Annotated in this window: 13 protein-coding genes and 1 pseudogene; 3 read left to right on the top strand and 11 right to left on the bottom strand. The window is 36.4% G+C overall.

All coding sequences use genetic code 11. The features are described from left to right. Window positions 1–72 precede the first annotated feature (72 nt). The 11 genes and pseudogenes from Q5O73_RS03435 to rpiB form a co-directional block, all read right to left on the bottom strand. Window positions 73–1,155 (bottom strand): annotated as a pseudogene (locus tag Q5O73_RS03435) (AMP-binding protein); the annotation flags it as partial. 340 nt (window positions 1,156–1,495) lie between these two features. Further along, the gene (locus tag Q5O73_RS03430; RefSeq protein ID WP_302669041.1) at window positions 1,496–3,373 is read right to left on the bottom strand and encodes an extracellular solute-binding protein; all 1,878 of its coding nucleotides are present in this window, start codon (window positions 3,371–3,373) and stop codon (window positions 1,496–1,498) included. Continuing rightward, window positions 3,370–4,200 carry an ABC transporter permease gene (locus tag Q5O73_RS03425; protein WP_302669040.1) on the bottom strand — a complete coding sequence of 277 codons (831 nt, stop codon included), beginning with the start codon at window positions 4,198–4,200 and terminating at the stop codon, window positions 3,370–3,372. Before Q5O73_RS03425 ends, Q5O73_RS03430 begins: the two co-directional genes overlap by 4 nt. A 9-nt stretch (window positions 4,201–4,209) precedes the next feature. Further along, window positions 4,210–5,253: a spermidine/putrescine ABC transporter ATP-binding protein gene (potA, locus tag Q5O73_RS03420; RefSeq protein WP_021952177.1), complete on the bottom strand. Its 1,044-nt coding sequence runs from the start codon at window positions 5,251–5,253 to the stop codon at window positions 4,210–4,212. Window positions 5,254–5,347: 94 nt separating this feature from the next. Next, window positions 5,348–5,881 (bottom strand): helix-turn-helix domain-containing protein, encoded by a 534-nt coding sequence (locus Q5O73_RS03415; protein WP_302669039.1) that lies wholly within the window; start codon window positions 5,879–5,881, stop codon window positions 5,348–5,350. 413 nt (window positions 5,882–6,294) lie between these two features. Next, window positions 6,295–7,929 carry a class I adenylate-forming enzyme family protein gene (locus tag Q5O73_RS03410; RefSeq protein ID WP_021952175.1) on the bottom strand — a complete coding sequence of 545 codons (1,635 nt, stop codon included), beginning with the start codon at window positions 7,927–7,929 and terminating at the stop codon, window positions 6,295–6,297. 66 nt (window positions 7,930–7,995) lie between these two features. Then, entirely contained in the window at window positions 7,996–8,829 is an 834-nt protein-coding gene (locus Q5O73_RS03405) for an amidohydrolase family protein (RefSeq protein ID WP_302669038.1), read from the bottom strand. A gap of 17 nt (window positions 8,830–8,846) precedes the next feature. Beyond that, entirely contained in the window at window positions 8,847–9,419 is a 573-nt protein-coding gene (locus tag Q5O73_RS03400) for an indolepyruvate oxidoreductase subunit beta (protein ID WP_021952173.1), read from the bottom strand. 2 nt (window positions 9,420–9,421) lie between these two features. Beyond that, window positions 9,422–11,149 carry an indolepyruvate ferredoxin oxidoreductase subunit alpha gene (iorA, locus tag Q5O73_RS03395; protein ID WP_368076738.1) on the bottom strand — a complete coding sequence of 576 codons (1,728 nt, stop codon included), beginning with the start codon at window positions 11,147–11,149 and terminating at the stop codon, window positions 9,422–9,424. Between the two features lie 318 nt (window positions 11,150–11,467). Further along, complete coding sequence (locus Q5O73_RS03390) at window positions 11,468–13,054, bottom strand: sodium:solute symporter (RefSeq protein ID WP_021952171.1); 1,587 nt, start codon at window positions 13,052–13,054, stop codon at window positions 11,468–11,470. 149 nt (window positions 13,055–13,203) lie between these two features. Then, entirely contained in the window at window positions 13,204–13,668 is a 465-nt protein-coding gene (gene rpiB, locus Q5O73_RS03385; RefSeq protein ID WP_021952170.1) for a ribose 5-phosphate isomerase B, read from the bottom strand. Between the two features lie 132 nt (window positions 13,669–13,800). On the opposite strand from rpiB, the gene srtB reads away from it, so the two are divergent. From srtB to Q5O73_RS03370, 3 genes are all read left to right on the top strand, one after another. Then, entirely contained in the window at window positions 13,801–14,586 is a 786-nt protein-coding gene (gene srtB / locus Q5O73_RS03380) for a class B sortase (protein WP_118589236.1), read from the top strand. Then, entirely contained in the window at window positions 14,570–15,856 is a 1,287-nt protein-coding gene (locus Q5O73_RS03375; protein ID WP_302628770.1) for an LCP family protein, read from the top strand. Before srtB ends, Q5O73_RS03375 begins: the two co-directional genes overlap by 17 nt. Window positions 15,857–15,928: 72 nt before the next feature. Then, the gene (locus Q5O73_RS03370) at window positions 15,929–16,456 is read left to right on the top strand and encodes a X2-like carbohydrate binding domain-containing protein (protein WP_158576837.1); all 528 of its coding nucleotides are present in this window, start codon (window positions 15,929–15,931) and stop codon (window positions 16,454–16,456) included. Window positions 16,457–16,720: the final 264 nt, after the last annotated feature.

The raw sequence follows: 16,720 nt of genomic DNA, 5'->3' as shown, positions 1-16,720 counted from the left end.
ATACATTTTTCCTTCTCTTTCACAGGTGAAAAAGGCTTTTTCGGTAAGGTCATCTCTTTTAAAATATCCTGTACTTACAGTATCACCTATTATAATAATTTCTCCCTGCTCGCCTTCAGGAAGGCTGTTTCCCTGTTCGTCATGTATTTCAAGCCATGTGCCTTTCTTCTCATGTCCTACCGGAAGTGATTTTCCTTTAGCCATGGTTTCTTCTAACAATTCAGGTGTAATCAGCACATCTGATACTGCTACAGTAGATTCTGTAGGCCCATATGTGTTAATAATTTTTACATCCGGAAATCTCTCCTATAATTTCTTTGTAGTGGATGTTGTAAGCACCTCTCCACAAAATAAAAATACTTTAAGATTCGGCATCATTGTGCTACAGAATTTCTTATCTGCTAAACACATATCTGCAAAGGACGGCGTTGAAACCCACACATTGAGATTCGCCTCTTCAAAATGATTAAACATTGCATTGTAATCTTCCTGCATTTTCTTTGTTAATGTATGAAGTGTTCCGCCTAAAGCTAAACAGGTGTACAAATCCATTACTGATAAATCAAAGGAAAACGGTGCCTGATTACCAAAGTTAAATATTTCATTTTCCTTTACCTCGCCGCATAATGTAACAGACCAGTCTAAATAATTGTTAAGGCAGTCAAAGGTAATCTGAACTCCCTTTGGCTTTCCTGTGCTGCCGGATGTGAAAATAATATAATATGTATCATCTGGCTTTACCCAATTTTCCACCTTGGCAGTTTCTTCTTCCTTCTCTATAATTTCCTTTATCTTGTCTAAATTTATTACATTTTCATTATCTAGTGTGATGTCTCCCTCCACCTGAAAAATAACCTCAGGCTCAACACATTCCACTGTTGCCTCAACCCTTGTGTCAGGAATTGAAATGTCCTGGGGACAATATGCCTTTCCTGCCTTAACACATGCAAGAAAGCACACAATCATATATGGATTTTTATGTCCGTATACAATTACAGGTGTTTTAGTATCACCATAATTTCTATATATCCATGCAGCAAGCTTATCTGAATAAGCATCCAGCTGACCATAAGAAAGACAGGAATCGTCACTTTTAATAGCTATCCTGTCTCCATTTTCTGTTGAAATTTTTTTAATTTTTTTTAAAATATTCATATCACTAATCCCTTTGTAAAATATATTTGTGCCTTAAAAAAGATAAGTTTTTTCAATGATGATACAATTGTACTATCTTGGCTAATACAAACTATACAACTTATACATATTAATTACAAGTGTTTTTTTATTAAGATTTCTATACAATTATTAAGATTTCTATACAATTATTAAGATTTTCTGCAAACTGTCATATATTTAAGTGTATGATATAAGCTGTTTTGTCCCGTAATTTGTATTTAATTCCATAAAAAATGCCTTATTAAAAGATAGATAATCATTTTAATAAGACATTTATTATTTTAAACTTATGAATTACTAATTTTGCCCTATATTTCCACTAATGTGATTTAACCTTAGTCCAAAGACTTGCACAGTATTCCTTTATATCCTGTTTCCTATCTTTAAATTCTTCATTCTTCTCATTAGACGTATCCGGTGCACATGCGGGATTTCCCTTATATTCATCATCCCTGAAATGTTCGTATACAGACTTAACACCACTGTCATATCCAATATATCTTGTATTTTCTAAAGCCACATCCTCCTGTAAAAAGTAATTAATATATTTATGGGCTAATTCAGTATTTTTGCAATTCTTAGTAATAACCATTGTATCAATCCACACATTTGAACCCTGATCCGGTACAAAAAATCCCATATTTTCATTTTCGGAAATTATATATGCACCATCTCCGGAATACACAACCGCCATATCTTTATTGCCGGAAATCATGTTATCCATAACATCATCTCCAACATATACCGGTTTCATGGTTTTCTGCTGGTCAATTAACCAATTGTATGCCTCGTCTAACTGGGATTTTTTATCTGTATTCATGGAGTATCCCAGTGCCTTAAGAGCCACCATTAAGGAGTCCCTTTCTGAGTCATACATATAAATTTTGCCACTATACTTTTTGTTCTTTAAAATATCCCATCCCTCAGTTAAATCCTTCTCGTCTACCTTAGTTTTGTCATAGACAATACCTACTGTTCCCCAGTAATATGGCACGCCGTACTGACTACCTTTATCAAAGCTGTTTTCAAGAAGGGAAGGAATAATCTTATCCTTGTTGGTTATAAGATTCCAATCTATCTTCTGAAGATAATCCTCGCTAATTAACCTTTCAACCATGTAATCAGAAGGGATAATAACATCATATTCCGCACCGCTTTGAATTTTGGTATACATGGTTTCGTTAGAATCAAAGGTTTCGTAAACAACATCACAGTTGTTCTCTTTCTCAAATCTGTCTATTAACTGTGGGTCAACGTATTCTCCGCTGTTAAAAACCCTAAGTACCGGTCTGCTGCTTATATTGTTAAATCTTACTACACAAAATACTGCAACACCTGCTACCGCAACGGAACTAACCACTGCCACCACGCGCTTCCACACTCCTGTTGCAGCACTTGCCTTCTCAACATTTTGCCCTCTTTTCTTCTTATAAATGGCAGGTATTACATTTATAACCACCAGTACCACAACAATAAGTAAAATAAGAAGAGTTGACAATGCGTTTATAGTCGGGTTGGTTCTCTTTGACATGTTGTACACAACTATGGAAATGTTTGACACCCCATTTCCCGTTACAAAGTATGAAACCACAAAATCATCCATTGACATTGTAAAGGCAAGGAGCATTCCCGCATAAATTCCCGGTTTTAACATTGGAATAATTACCTTTGTTAATGCCTGAAATGGTGTTGCCCCTAAGTCCATTGCCACGTCTGCCAGATTATGATCCATGCTTCTTACTTTTGGATACACACTGATAATAACGTAAGGTGTACAAAATGCTATATGTGCCAAAAGCATGGTAATATAGCCTCTTTCCATTCTAACTGACGTAAACAAAATCATGAGTCCTATAGCCGTAACTATATCCGGATTCATTATGGGCATATTATTTACGTTAAGAAGCCATTCCTTAAGCACTTTTCTGCTTTTTGACAAACCGATGGCTGTTATTGTTCCAAGAATGGTGGATACCACTGTGGCAATTAACGCAATACTTATGGAAACGTATACTGCTGATATTATGTTGTTATCTGTTAAAAGCTTCCTGTACCATCTAAGGGAAAATCCTGCAAAGTTGGTAAGGGATTTTGATGAGTTAAATGAGAAAAACATTGTCACCAAAATCGGCAGATAAAAAAACACAAACATTAATGTAATGTATAATTTTGAGCCTATGGAGATTTTCTTTTTCATTTGTCACCTCCATTTTCTTCCGGATCAATCTTTTTCATTAATCCCATCATTGCCAATATTATTATTGCAAGAATAACTGATATTGCACTTCCGAAATTCCAGTCTCCCACGGAAATAAACTGGTTTTCAATAAGGTTACCAATTAATACAAACTGATGTCCTCCTAACAATACCGGAATTACGAATGATGATATGGATAACAAAAATACCATAGTAACACCACTTATAACTCCGGGAAGGGACAACTTAAGTATAACCTTCGTAAAGGTCTGAAATTTATTTGCTCCCAAATCTCCTGCTGCTTCTACCAATGAATGATCCATTTTGGCTAATGAAGTATGAATAGGTATAACCATAAAGGGAAGCAGGTCACATACCAATCCCATAATAACCGAGAAATTGGTGTACATCATAGTTACCGGATTAAGTCCTATGGCTTTCAATAACGTATTCACTGTTCCGTTGTCTGAAAGAAGGCTAATCCACGCATATGTCCTAAGCAGGGTGTTAATCCACATAGGAATTGTAACTAAAAGTATTAAAATATTTTGTATTTCATCATTAAATTTCGATATTATATATGCCATAGGATACGCCAAAGCAAGGCATATCACTGTGGTTATCAGTCCCATTTCCAATGATTTTACAAATACATTAAGGTAAACCGGGTCTGATATTTTTTTGAAATTATCTAATGTAAAATGTATCGTAATAAGGGAATTATCCCCTGTGGTTACGGAATATAGCACAACTAATACAAGGGGAAGTGCTATAAGCAAAAACGACCATAACACATAGGGCTTTACCAGTCCTTTGAAATGCTGCATAGCTACCTCCTAATTTTCCATTTTGTGCATAACCTGAATATCATAAGGGTCTATGGTAAGACCTATTTCAATTCCCAACTCGATATTTTCCGTAGTATGCACCTTATAATTTCTGTATTTGCACTGCACCAGATATTCATAATGAACACCTTTAAAGATTTTTGACACAACCTTTCCTACAACTTTGCCCTCTTCCGGTGCCACTATATCCATATCTTCCGGTCTTAAAACTACCTCAATTTCCTCGTTATCCTTAAATCCCTTGTCAACACATTCCCACATTACATCATCAAACTTAACAAGGCAGTCCTTTATCATATTTCCTTCAATAATATTGGATTCTCCAATAAATTCCGCCACAAATCTGTTTTGTGGTTCGTTGTAAATATCAATGGGGGTGCCTATCTGCTGAATAACTCCGTCGTTCATTACAACTATTGTATCAGACATGGTAAGAGCTTCCTCCTGGTCGTGGGTTACAAATATAAAGGTTATGCCTACTTCCTTTTGAATTTTTTTAAGCTCCGTCTGCATATCCTTTCTAAGCTTCGCATCAAGGGCACCTAGTGGCTCATCAAGAAGTAAAATCTTTGGTTCATTAACCAAAGCCCTTGCAATGGCAACTCTTTGCTGCTGCCCTCCTGAAAGGCTTGTTACATCCCTTTTCTCATATCCTTTAAGACCTACTAATTCAAGCATTCTCTTCACTTTTTTATCTATTATATTTTTGTCTGTCTTTTTTAAATTAAGACCGAAAGCTATATTGTCGTACACATTTAAAAATGGAAAAAGGGCATATTTCTGGAATACAGTGTTGATTTCTCTTTTATATGGTGGAACCTTTGAGATATCCTTACCACTTACTAACACCTGTCCGTTACTTGGCTCTTCAAAACCTCCTATTATTCTGAGAATTGTGGTTTTTCCGCAACCACTTGGCCCTAAAAGTGTAAGAAATTCATTTTCATAAATATTTAAGTCAATTCCTCTTAAAACCTGTTGTTCCCCAAAGTTTTTTGAAATATTCTTAAGTTCAATAATTGTATTTCCCATTTTTGCCTCCTTTTTTAATAGTATTGTCGTCTTTTCATTAGCCGGCTGATTATTCAAAGATTTCATCTAAAAACCTTTATCTAAAAACTTTCATCTAAAAACTTGGTGGACTGCTTATCCACAACACTTTTGCCCCGTTTTTTGATTTAAGATAATGCTTATATTTTGCATCGTAATAAAATGATTCGCCTTTTTTTGCCTTAAATGAACGGTTTCCCAAAACTATCTGCACCGTTCCTGACAAAACATACCCAAACTCTTCTCCCTCATGGGGATTATCCGGGTATGTAGCTCCACCTGCTTCTAATGTAAGAAGTATAGGCTCCATTATGTTTTTCTGGGCATTTGGTATTATCCACTGAATATTATTTTTTAACTCTTCATCTGTTTTTTCAAAATAATCTTCCTTTGAGAAAACTATCTGCTTGTCCTCATCGTCACTAAAAAAATGCTTTAAATCCGTGCCTAAACACTGCAACACATCTATTAATGTGGCAATGGATGGGGATGTGAGATTATTCTCCATTTGTGAAATAAATCCCTTGGACAATTCTGACCTGTCCGCCAATTCTTCCTGTGTCAGCCCGTTGGCAATTCTTAATTCTTTTATTTTGCTTCCTATATCCATTATATAACTTAATTACCTTCCTTAGTTTTCATAAACTAAACAAAAAGTTTAGTATTTCTAACCCTAGAATACTATATAAAAATATGGTGGGAATGTCAATATAATTGTGGTGGGATGTGAAATTATTTTTGGGATGTGAAATTATTGTGTGGGCGGTTGGATTTGTCTTTTCAAGTTTTTCAATGGTACCCTGTGGAGGGTTACGTGGAATTTTAGTGCTTCCAACTGCTTTTGGACGGTTGGTTTTTCATTTTCAAACTTTCCAACCGTCCCCCACAGAAAAATAAGTTATTTTGCCATCAAAAAAGCAGTTGAATTGTCCATTTTCAAACATTCAACTGCTTTTTGACATATAACGCTTCCGCTCCGATTCAACCACCATAGTCTAATCACTACAGCACACCCGGCATCTACTAGCCTCTGTTCTGTGCGTCTACCAGATTCTTGCTGTGATAAATTTCCCTAAGCTTAGGCTTTTCAATCTTTCCTGTAGCATTTCTAGGTACCTTGGCAAAAATAATCTTTCTAGGTCTCTTATATCTTGGAAGTTCCTTGCAGAACTCATTTATTTCTTCTTCGCTGCATTCCGTATCAGGATTTAACTCGATAATGGCTGCTGAAATTTCACCTAATCGCTCATCTGCCAGTCCAATTACGGCAACATCCTTAATTTTAGGGTGCTTGCTTAAGAAGTTCTCTATCTGTACCGGATATATATTTTCACCACCACTGATAATAACGTCCTTCTTTCTGTCAACAAGATAAATAAAGCCATCCTTATCCATTTCTGCCATGTCTCCGGTATAAAGCCATCCGTCCTTAAGACATTCAGCTGTAGCTTTTTCATCGTTGTAGTAACAAGTCATAACCCCGGGGCCCTTAACAATAAGTTCCCCTACGTCTCCCTGATTAACTTCATTACCTTCAGTGTCAACAATTTTAGCCTGCCAGCCATATCCCGGCACACCAATTGCTCCTACCTTATCAATATTATCAACACCTAAATGTACACAACCCGGCCCAATTGATTCGCTTAAGCCATAGTTGGTGTCGTACTGATGATGTGGAAAATATTCCTTCCATCTCTTAATGAGACTTTGAGGCACAGGCTGAGCACCAATATGCATAAGTCTCCACTGCTTCAAATCATAATCTTCGATTTTAAGCTCACCTCTGTCTAATGCCAGCAAAATATCCTGAGCCCAAGGCACTAAAAGCCATACAATAGTACAATGCTCTTTAGATACTGTTTCAAAAATAGTTTTAGGTGTAACACCCTTTAACAAAACTGCTTTTCCACCGGTAAGAAGACTACCGAACCAATGCATTTTTGCCCCTGTATGATAAAGAGGCGGAATACACAAAAATACGTCATCCTTTGTTTGTCCGTGATGATTCTGTTCAACCTTTGCCGCATGCATAAGACTTTCGTGATTATGTAAAATAGCTTTCGGAAATCCTGTTGTTCCTGACGAAAAATAAATTGCCGCATCATCCTCATCGGTAATTTTAATATCCGGTGACAATGAAGAACAGTTTGAAACAAGATTATCATAATTTTCTGCAAAAGAAGGGCAATCCCCACCTACATAAAACAAAATTCTCTTTTCATCTATTTCATCTACAATTTCTTCTATACGCCCAATAAATTCAGGTCCAAAGAAAAGAACATCTGTCTCTGAAAGCTCCAGACAATATTTAATTTCATGTTCGTCAAAACGGAAATTCATTGGCACTGCCAATGCTCCTGTTTTTAATATTCCAAAGTAAATAGGCAGCCACTCTAAGCAATTCATCATAAGAATTGCTACTTTATCACCTTTTCTTATGCCTCTGCTAAGTAACAGGTTAGCTACCCTGTTAGCCTTTTCGTTAAATACATGCCATGTTATTTCACGTCTGTACTGCTGACTTAAATCCGGCTGGATTAACTCGTACTCACGCCATGTAACACGCCTTTTCTCCTTTATATCAGGATTAATTTCCACGAGAGCCACATCATTTGCATATTGTATGGCATTTCTCTCTAATAATTCTGTGATAGGCATTTATTTATCCTTCTCTCTTTCTTTATTTCCCTTTAGTTGTAATGGTGCACAGCCATTTAAATAACATTAGAATCCAAACAGTCTTTTGGCATTTTCCCCAAGAATCAGTTCCTTTTCGTCATCATTAAGTCCTGTATTGTCAAAATCTTCCAAAGCCTGTTTCTGGTCGTACCATGGGCTGTCGGTTCCAAACAGTATTTTGTCAGCGCCGTGCTTTCTCACCATTCTCACAAACTGCTCATTGCCAAGCCTTATAGGGAACTTGCTGTTTAAGACTACTGCTGTATCCATATAAAATGGAAGACCTACCAGTTTTTCTTCCACTTCATCCCATAATCTCCATCCACCCATATGTGCCAGAATAAGTTTTTCCGGCTGAATATGTTTCCACAAATTAAGAATCATATCCGGTGTGCAGTGAATAGTATCCGGAAGACCTACATCCTCTCCTGCGTGTACTATTATTCCCAGACCTTTATTTGCTGCATAATCAATGAGCCTTATATATCGCTCATCATCAAAAAATACATGTTGATAATCCGGGTGAAGCTTAATTGCCTTAAGCTCCATAGCTGCAATATCATCTATGATTTCCTTGTAATTCTCACAGTCAGGGTGAACGGCGCCAAAGTTAAATACCTTCGTTTCATCCATTTTTTCATTGGCTTTAACTGACAATTCGTTGATTTTTTCAGGTTGTGTAACATTAGTTGCCACAGGGCAAACCACCGACAAATCAATTCCTGCACTTTTAGTGCTGTCAGATAATCCCTGAAACGTAGGGATTCTGGCACATTTAACCTCAAAGCCCTGACCTCTTACGATATCCTCTTCCATATGCTCTATGGCTCTGGCTGCTATTTTGTACGGAAATGTATGGGTATGAATATCAATAATCATTTCAAATTCCTTCTTATTTAAAATTCGTAGCCTCTCTCAAAAGCTGCCACGTTAATATCTATAGTCTTTGGTGGAACAGTTTTCTTAATTACATCAATCCACTGTTCTTTCGGGAAGTCCATTCTCTTTGCGGCAACTCCTAAAATAATAACGTTGAAAACTCTTGGATTGCCCATGGCTAAAGCTTCAGCCTGAGCATCAACGGAAATAACCTTATGTTCCTTTGACAGATTTTCAATAATATTTTCAGGATATTTTGCCACTCCCGTAACTACAGGCATAGGGTCAATTCTCTGATCATTAACAATAATAACCCCATCTTTTTTTAAATAGTGAGCATATCTTAAAGCCTCTAATCTTTCAAAAGCAATCAGTACATCTGCCTGACCTTCCTCCACTATAGGCTCTGCTACCTTTTCTCCATATCTTACATATGTTACAACGCTTCCTCCACGCTGTGCCATTCCGTGAACTTCTGATAATTTTACATCATATCCTGCGGCTACTGTAATTCCCCCTAAAATTCTGCTGGTAAGGAGAGTACCCTGACCACCAACGCCTACTATCATAATATTCCTTGTTTCTGCCATGATTATTCTCCTTTCTTTTTAAGTTCTATAGCTCCAAACTTACAATTGCTCATGCAAAGTCCACAGCCGTTACACATTGTTCCGTCAATTGCCACTGTTCCATCTTCCTTTTTAGTCATGGCAGGACAACCCGGAACTAAACACTGTCCGCATTTAACACATTTTTCAGGTATTGTATAACATTTTCCCTTAGGAACAAATGACTTAAGAAGTGCACATGGTGACTGGGAAATAATAACTGAAACCTCATCCCTTGCAACTTCTTCCTTAACTACCTTGGTTAATTTATCAACATCAAAAGCATCAACTACTTCAACATGTTTAACTCCCAATGCATGACATAAATCCACAAGATCAACTGCATATGCCGGCTCACCGTCTAGTGTTTTTCCTGTTGCCGGATGATCCTGATGTCCTGTCATTCCTGTTGTTGAATTATCCAAAATAATAACTGTACCTGTAGCCTTGTTATAAACCATGTTCATAAGTGAATTTACACCTGTGTGAAGGAATGTAGAATCACCAATTACGGCTACCCAGTTTTTAATGTAATCTTTTCCTTTTGCCTTCTCCATGCCGTGAAGAGTTGAAATACTTGAGCCCATACAAAGAGTTGTATCAACTACTGCCAACGGGTTTACAGCACCTAATGTGTAACATCCAATGTCACCTGCCGCATGAATTTTTAACTTCTTAAGAACGGAATATGTACTTCTGTGAGGGCATCCCGGACAAAGAATAGGTGGTCTTGCAGGAGCCTCATTTGAAGCTTTAACCTCAATTGTTTCACCTAAAATCTTCTCTCTTAACATATTGGCACTGTACTCGCCCTGAATTGTAAATAAATTCTTGCCGTCACATTCAATGCCCATTGCCTTAACCTGTTCTTCAATTACAGGTTCAAGCTCTTCCACAATTACAAGTCTGTCAACCTTTGACGCAAAATCCTTTATAAGCTTCTTTGGAAGAGGATGTACCAATCCCAGCTTCAATACTGAAGCCTCAGGTAAAACTTCCTTAACATACTGATAAGGTATTCCACTTGTAATAATTCCTATTTTTGTGTCATTATATTCTACTTTATTAATATCTAATGTATTAGCATCCTCAGCCATTCTGTTCATACGCTGTTCAACAAAAACGTGACGTTTAATGGCATTAGCAGGCATCATAACATTCTTTGCAATATTTCTCTCGTAAGGCTTATCATCAACCTCTACTCTATCCTCTAAATTAACAATACCCTGGGAATGGGCAATTCTTGTAGTTGTTCTTAAAATAATCGGTGTATCGTATTCCTCTGATAACTCATAAGCTCTCTTTGTAAATACCCTTGCTTCCTCACTGTCTGACGGTTCAATAACCGGAATCATGGAAGCACGTCCAATCATTCTTGTATCCTGTTCATTCTGTGAGCTGTAAATACCCGGGTCATCGGCTACAACAACCACCATACCACCATTTACTCCAATATACGCTCCTGAGTAAAGAGGGTCTGCTGCCACATTAAGACCTACCATTTTCATCATACACATAGATCTGCAGCCTGCCATGGATGCTCCTATGGCTACTTCCGCTGCCACCTTTTCATTAGGTGCCCATTCTGCATAAACCCCATCATACTTAACAATATTTTCACTTATCTCTGTACTAGGTGTTCCCGGATAAGCTGATGTTACCTTAACTCCGGCTTCATAAGCTCCACGGGCAATAGCTTCGTTACCTAGCATAATAGTCTGCTTGCTCAATATCTTCTCCTACCTCTCTTGAATAAATGTATCGCAATAACACTTTTTATTGCTTTAAAGTAATAAACTTAATTATAATTTATCCTGCATTATAAGTCAATGTATCAAGTTGACCATATCTGTAAAAAGGCTATTCCTTCTAATGCAGGAATCAGGTATATTAAATTTCCCACAGTTTTTACTATCTTCACAGCTATCAACAACAAAAATATAAGTGATATAGCGACACACATTCCCGCTAATTTAATTTCAAATTTGCTTATTATTAAAAAATCAGAAAATCTCATATCCTATTATTTACTACTGCTTTAAATGCTCTTTAGCTGTTGTTTCTGTTTTTTCATTGTAACATTCAAAGATTTCGTCAAGTTCCTTATCACTTTGCTTCTTTGTAAACAGGCTGATTATAGGAACGATTATAAGTCCACCTACCATGGCTATAACACCTGAATTAATTGATGACTTAAATACATAACCAAGAACTGTCCCCCAGCCTGTAATATCTATTCCTGCCAAAGTTATTATAAGCTGGATAACTGCAATGGAGCACCCCCAGATGTAACAAACTACTGTAGCTGTTTTTGTAATGCCCTTCCAGTATAAACCATAAAGGAATGGTGCCAAAAATGCCCCTGCAAGAGCTCCCCATGAAACACCCATCATCTGTGCAATAAATGTAACTTCCGGATGTGCATCCTTAAATATAGCTATAACTGCTGAAACAAGGATAAAGAACACAATAAGCAATCTCATTAACGTAACCTGTTTCTTTTCTGTAATTTCCTTTTTGCATGCCGGCTTTATAACGTCTAAAGTAAATGTTGAACTTGATGTAAGTACCAGTGAAGAAAGGGTTGACATTGATGCAGACAATACAAGTACAATAACCACTGCAATTACAATAGAAGGTAATGTAGAAAGCATGGTAGGAATAATAGTGTCAAATAAAGGCTTTCCTGTAGCTTCATTAATGGTTATTTTATCACTGTACAATCTTCCAAATCCACCTAAGAAGTAGCAGCCTCCGGCTACAATAATGGCAAATACTGTAGAAATTACAGTTCCCTTATGTATATCTTTTTCACTTTTAATGGCATAAAATTTTCCTACCATTTGTGGAAGTCCCCATGTTCCAAGGGATGTAAGAACTACTACAAATAAAAGTGCCAATGGATCAGGTCCTAAAAATGATGAATAAGCTCCCTGCCATCCTGCATCTCCTGTGATAGCTGAAAGATTTTTTGTTGCATTAACCAAACCGCCATTATCTACAAGAACTGCACCTATAACAGCACAAATACCAAACAGCATGATAATGCCCTGAATAAAATCATTAATGGCTGTTGCCATATATCCGCCAAATATTACATATACACCGGTAAGCACTGCCATTACTGCAATAACTACCCAGTATGGAATATCAAAAACCAGACCAAACAAGCTGGACAATCCGTTATACAATGATGATGTATATGGAATTAAGAATATAAATACTATAATTGATGCAGCCACCTTAAGTGGTGTTGAGTTAAATCTCTTACCAAAGAAATCAGGCATGGTTTTTGCATCAATATGCTGTGTCATAACTCTTGTTCTTCTTCCTAATACGTTCCATGCAAGAAGTGAACCAATAAAGGCATTTCCAAGACCTGCCCATGTGGAAGCCAGTCCAAAATTCCATCCAAACTGTCCTGCATATCCAACGAAAATAACCGCTGAGAAGTATGAAGTACCAAAGGCAAATGCTGTAAGCCATGGGCCTACCGAACGTCCTCCAAGAACAAATCCATTTACGTCTGTTGTGTGTCTTCTGGTGTAAAATCCCACAAATATCATTATGGCAAAAAACACTACCAGCATAATGGAACATAATGTAACTGTTGTCATTTTAATTCCCTCCAAATTATTATGTGAATATATTTCCGTGGCTTTAAAGCGTTGAACTTTAAACCGTTACGCTTTAAAGTAGTAAAGCAATTATATAAAAAAAGAAACTGCTTGTCAACAACTGGTTTTGTCAACAGGCAGTTCCTAAACTACTTACTGTATTTCTTTTCAATATCTGTTATCATATCCACCCTTCTTGCATGTCTTCCGCCTTCAAATTCAGTTCCGAAAAACTCATCAAGAATCATCTTTGCCAGTTCAGTTCCAACTACACGGGCACCAAAAGCTATAATATTAGCATTATTATGCTGTTTTGTAAGCTTTGCTGAATAAGGCTCGCTGCAAACAGCTGCTCTTACTCCCGGAACCTTATTGGCACTCATGGATATTCCAATTCCCGTTCCACAAATAAGTACACCGTAATCAACTTCCTTAGAAACTACTGCTTCTCCTACTTCCTGACCCTTACTTGGATAATCGCATTTAATTATTTCACCGTTTTCATCGTAATTAGTTCCGTAATCAACACATTCATATCCTTTTTCTTCCATATATTTCAACAATTCATTTTTCAAATCAATTGCTGCATGGTCGCATCCAAATCCAATTTTCATTTTATTTTCCTCTTTTTTAATAATATATTTGTATTTTCATTTTAACCAGTACGGTATTATATGTCAAATCCATAATGGAATGCTTGATTTTCTTTTCATAAGTTATATACTATTAATACAATACAATGTTAAATGAGGGAGCGCTGTTTAAATATGAAAATTAAAAAACTTCTTTGGGGGATTTTTTTTGTTTTTTTTCTAATCATATTGATTTTTTCCGGATACAAAATAATCTCTATTTTTTTTGACAACGGTGGCAATGTTGATAAATATATTGAAGAAACATCCACTATAACAAAGGAAAGTGAAAGTGATTCCATGGCTGATAATCATGGTATTAAATGGTCATCCCTTAAGAAAGCCAACGATGATATATACGCATGGATTTACATTCCAAACACTAATGTGGATTATCCCATTGTTCAGTCTTCAGTTTATGAGTCTGACACTCTTTACCTAGACCATAACATAGACAAGAAGCCTGACATAGCCGGTGCCATTTTTTCAGAGCGTGCCAACAGAAAGGATTTTTCTGACCCTGTGACGGTTATTTATGGTCATAACATGAAAAATGGTTCTATGTTTAAAACTCTCCACAGTTTTGAAGATGCTAAATTTTTCAAAAAAAATAAATTTATTTACATATATACGGAAAAACGTAAACTTACCTATAAGATATATTCGGCGTATGTATACGATGACAGACATATATTAAATTCATTTAATTTTGAAGATAAAAAGATATTTAAAAAATATTTAAAGTCTACCCAAAATCCACAATCCCTTACAAAAAATACCCGTAAGGTGGATTTAAACACCGACAGTAAGGTACTGACTCTTAGCACCTGCACTAACGGTGCCGCAAACACACGATATTTAGTACAAGGAGTATTAATTAAAGATGAGCAGACAAAGTAACGATTTATATAGCAATATAGAATTAGTGCCTGATGATTATTCAGATGATAAGCAGGCTGATTCAGGTAATAGTGCCACTAATTTAGAAGATGAACAGGTTACCTCCAAAGGCGAACATCACAGCAGTCACCACTCAGGTTGCGGACATCACTCCAGTGGCTCCCACCATCCAGGGCGTGGGCATCATTCCGGTCACCATCATCATAGCCACTCCTCTAGTAGAAAAAGTGGCTCTAAGAAAAAGAAAAAATGGAGCAGGAAGAAAAAATTCTTCGTTATATTGCTCTTGGTGATTTTATTTTTAATTCTTGCACTTTTAACTACTTTTGGAGTAATGCATTATTTAGGCAAAAAATCCTTACTGGGAAATGAGGCAGTTGCCCTTACTCTTCCTGAGGATATTAACTATGACGATATTGAAGGCGACGGCAAAACCATAGAATACAAGGGACACACTTACGAGTTTAACAGTAACATTGCAAGTATTTTGTTTATGGGTGTTGACCATGATGAGTTTAAAGATGATGCCGTTCCATCTACAGCAGGACAGGCCGATGCCCTGTATCTTATGACCTATAATATTTCCACCGGAAAAATTAAGGTTTTAGCCCTTAACCGTGATATTATGACTGATATCAGCAGATATGACAGTGAAGGTAATTATTATGATACGGCGACTAAACAGTTATGTCTTGCTTATGCATATGGAGACGGAAAAGAATTAAGTGCCAAAAATCAGGCTATGGCAGTGGAACGTTTTATTTACAACATTCCAATTAATACATACTACGCCATTGATTTTTCATCCCTTAAAATATTAAATGATGATATCGGTGGTGTCACGTTAACACCTGAGTACACCTTTTCCTCCTTCACCAAAGGACAAAAAATTACTCTGAAAGGTGAAACTGCCGAACAGTTTGTAAGATACAGAAATACAAATCTGTTAGATGACAACCTACGACGTATGAGTTGCCAGAAGCTGTACCTTAACAGTTTTGTCAGTCAGCTTTTGCCATCAATAAAAAAAGATATTAACGTTCCGCTAAAATTGTACAAAGATTCATCAAAGTACACAGTAACAAATTTAGATGCCAATATTATGGTATATTTGGCATCGACTCTGGCAACTAACTATTCCGGGCTTAACATTACTTCCATTAAAGGCAAGTATGTAGAGAAGAAAGATGACCGGTTTGCTGAGTATAAAATCAATAAAACTGATTTATTCGAGAAAATATTAGATATTTATTATATAAAAACTCGTTAATATGTTGCTTTTTTGTTGATTTATTGTATAATTACTTAATAGTATCAAATTTTGTATATGGGAGGTCTACTTATGAAAAGAAAGTTTATTGCTTTGTTTATTACTTTAGTTTTAACATTTGCTTTTTCTGCTAACTGTTTTGCTCTTCCGAGTCCAACAGAGAAACCTATCAAGCCGACAACATCACAGACTGTTACAGTTAAACCGGCTAGCGATAAGGATGGCAATTGGTCAAAGGGTGATAAGAAAGGTCTTACTTTTGTAACAAACGTTAAGCTTGATAAGAATACAACTATTTATGTTGATGGTAAGGTACTTGATGCATCAGATTATGTTGTAAAGAATAATAAAATTATTTTATCAGCTGACTTTTTAGCAAGTCTTTCATGTGGTAAACACACACTTACAGTTAAAACGAGTATAGGTACAGCAAGCTGCGATTTCTATATTTCTGAAAACGGCGAAACTGTAGCACCTAACAATAAAAGTGTTTCACCAAAGACAGCTGACAATGGCAATTATGTTCTTATTCCTGTAGCATTGATTTCAGCTTTATTCCTTGGGATTATGCTTTTAGGAAGAAAAAGAATTACAGAATAATTGATTCATACTTAAATCAAAAACAGTGAAGTGTTCATGGCTTCACTGTTTTTTTGTTTTTATAAATGCCCTGGTAAATAATTTTATATGATACTTCATTTTTTCAACAACTTAGTTTAATAACAGAATTCTGCCTTACACGTAAAAAAACCTTTCGTCATGATTATCATAACGAAAGGTTTTCTTATGCCGGCGACCGGAATCGAACCGGTACTGTGTTGCCACAACAGGATTTTAAGTCCTGCGCGTCTGCCAGTTCCGCCA

Source organism: Eubacterium sp. AF15-50 (genome assembly GCF_934835595.1).
Lineage (GTDB): Bacteria > Bacillota > Clostridia > Lachnospirales > Lachnospiraceae > Eubacterium_G > Eubacterium_G segne.
The sequence above is the reverse complement of the archived record's forward strand: the minus strand, read 5'-3'. Positions and strand labels throughout refer to the sequence as shown.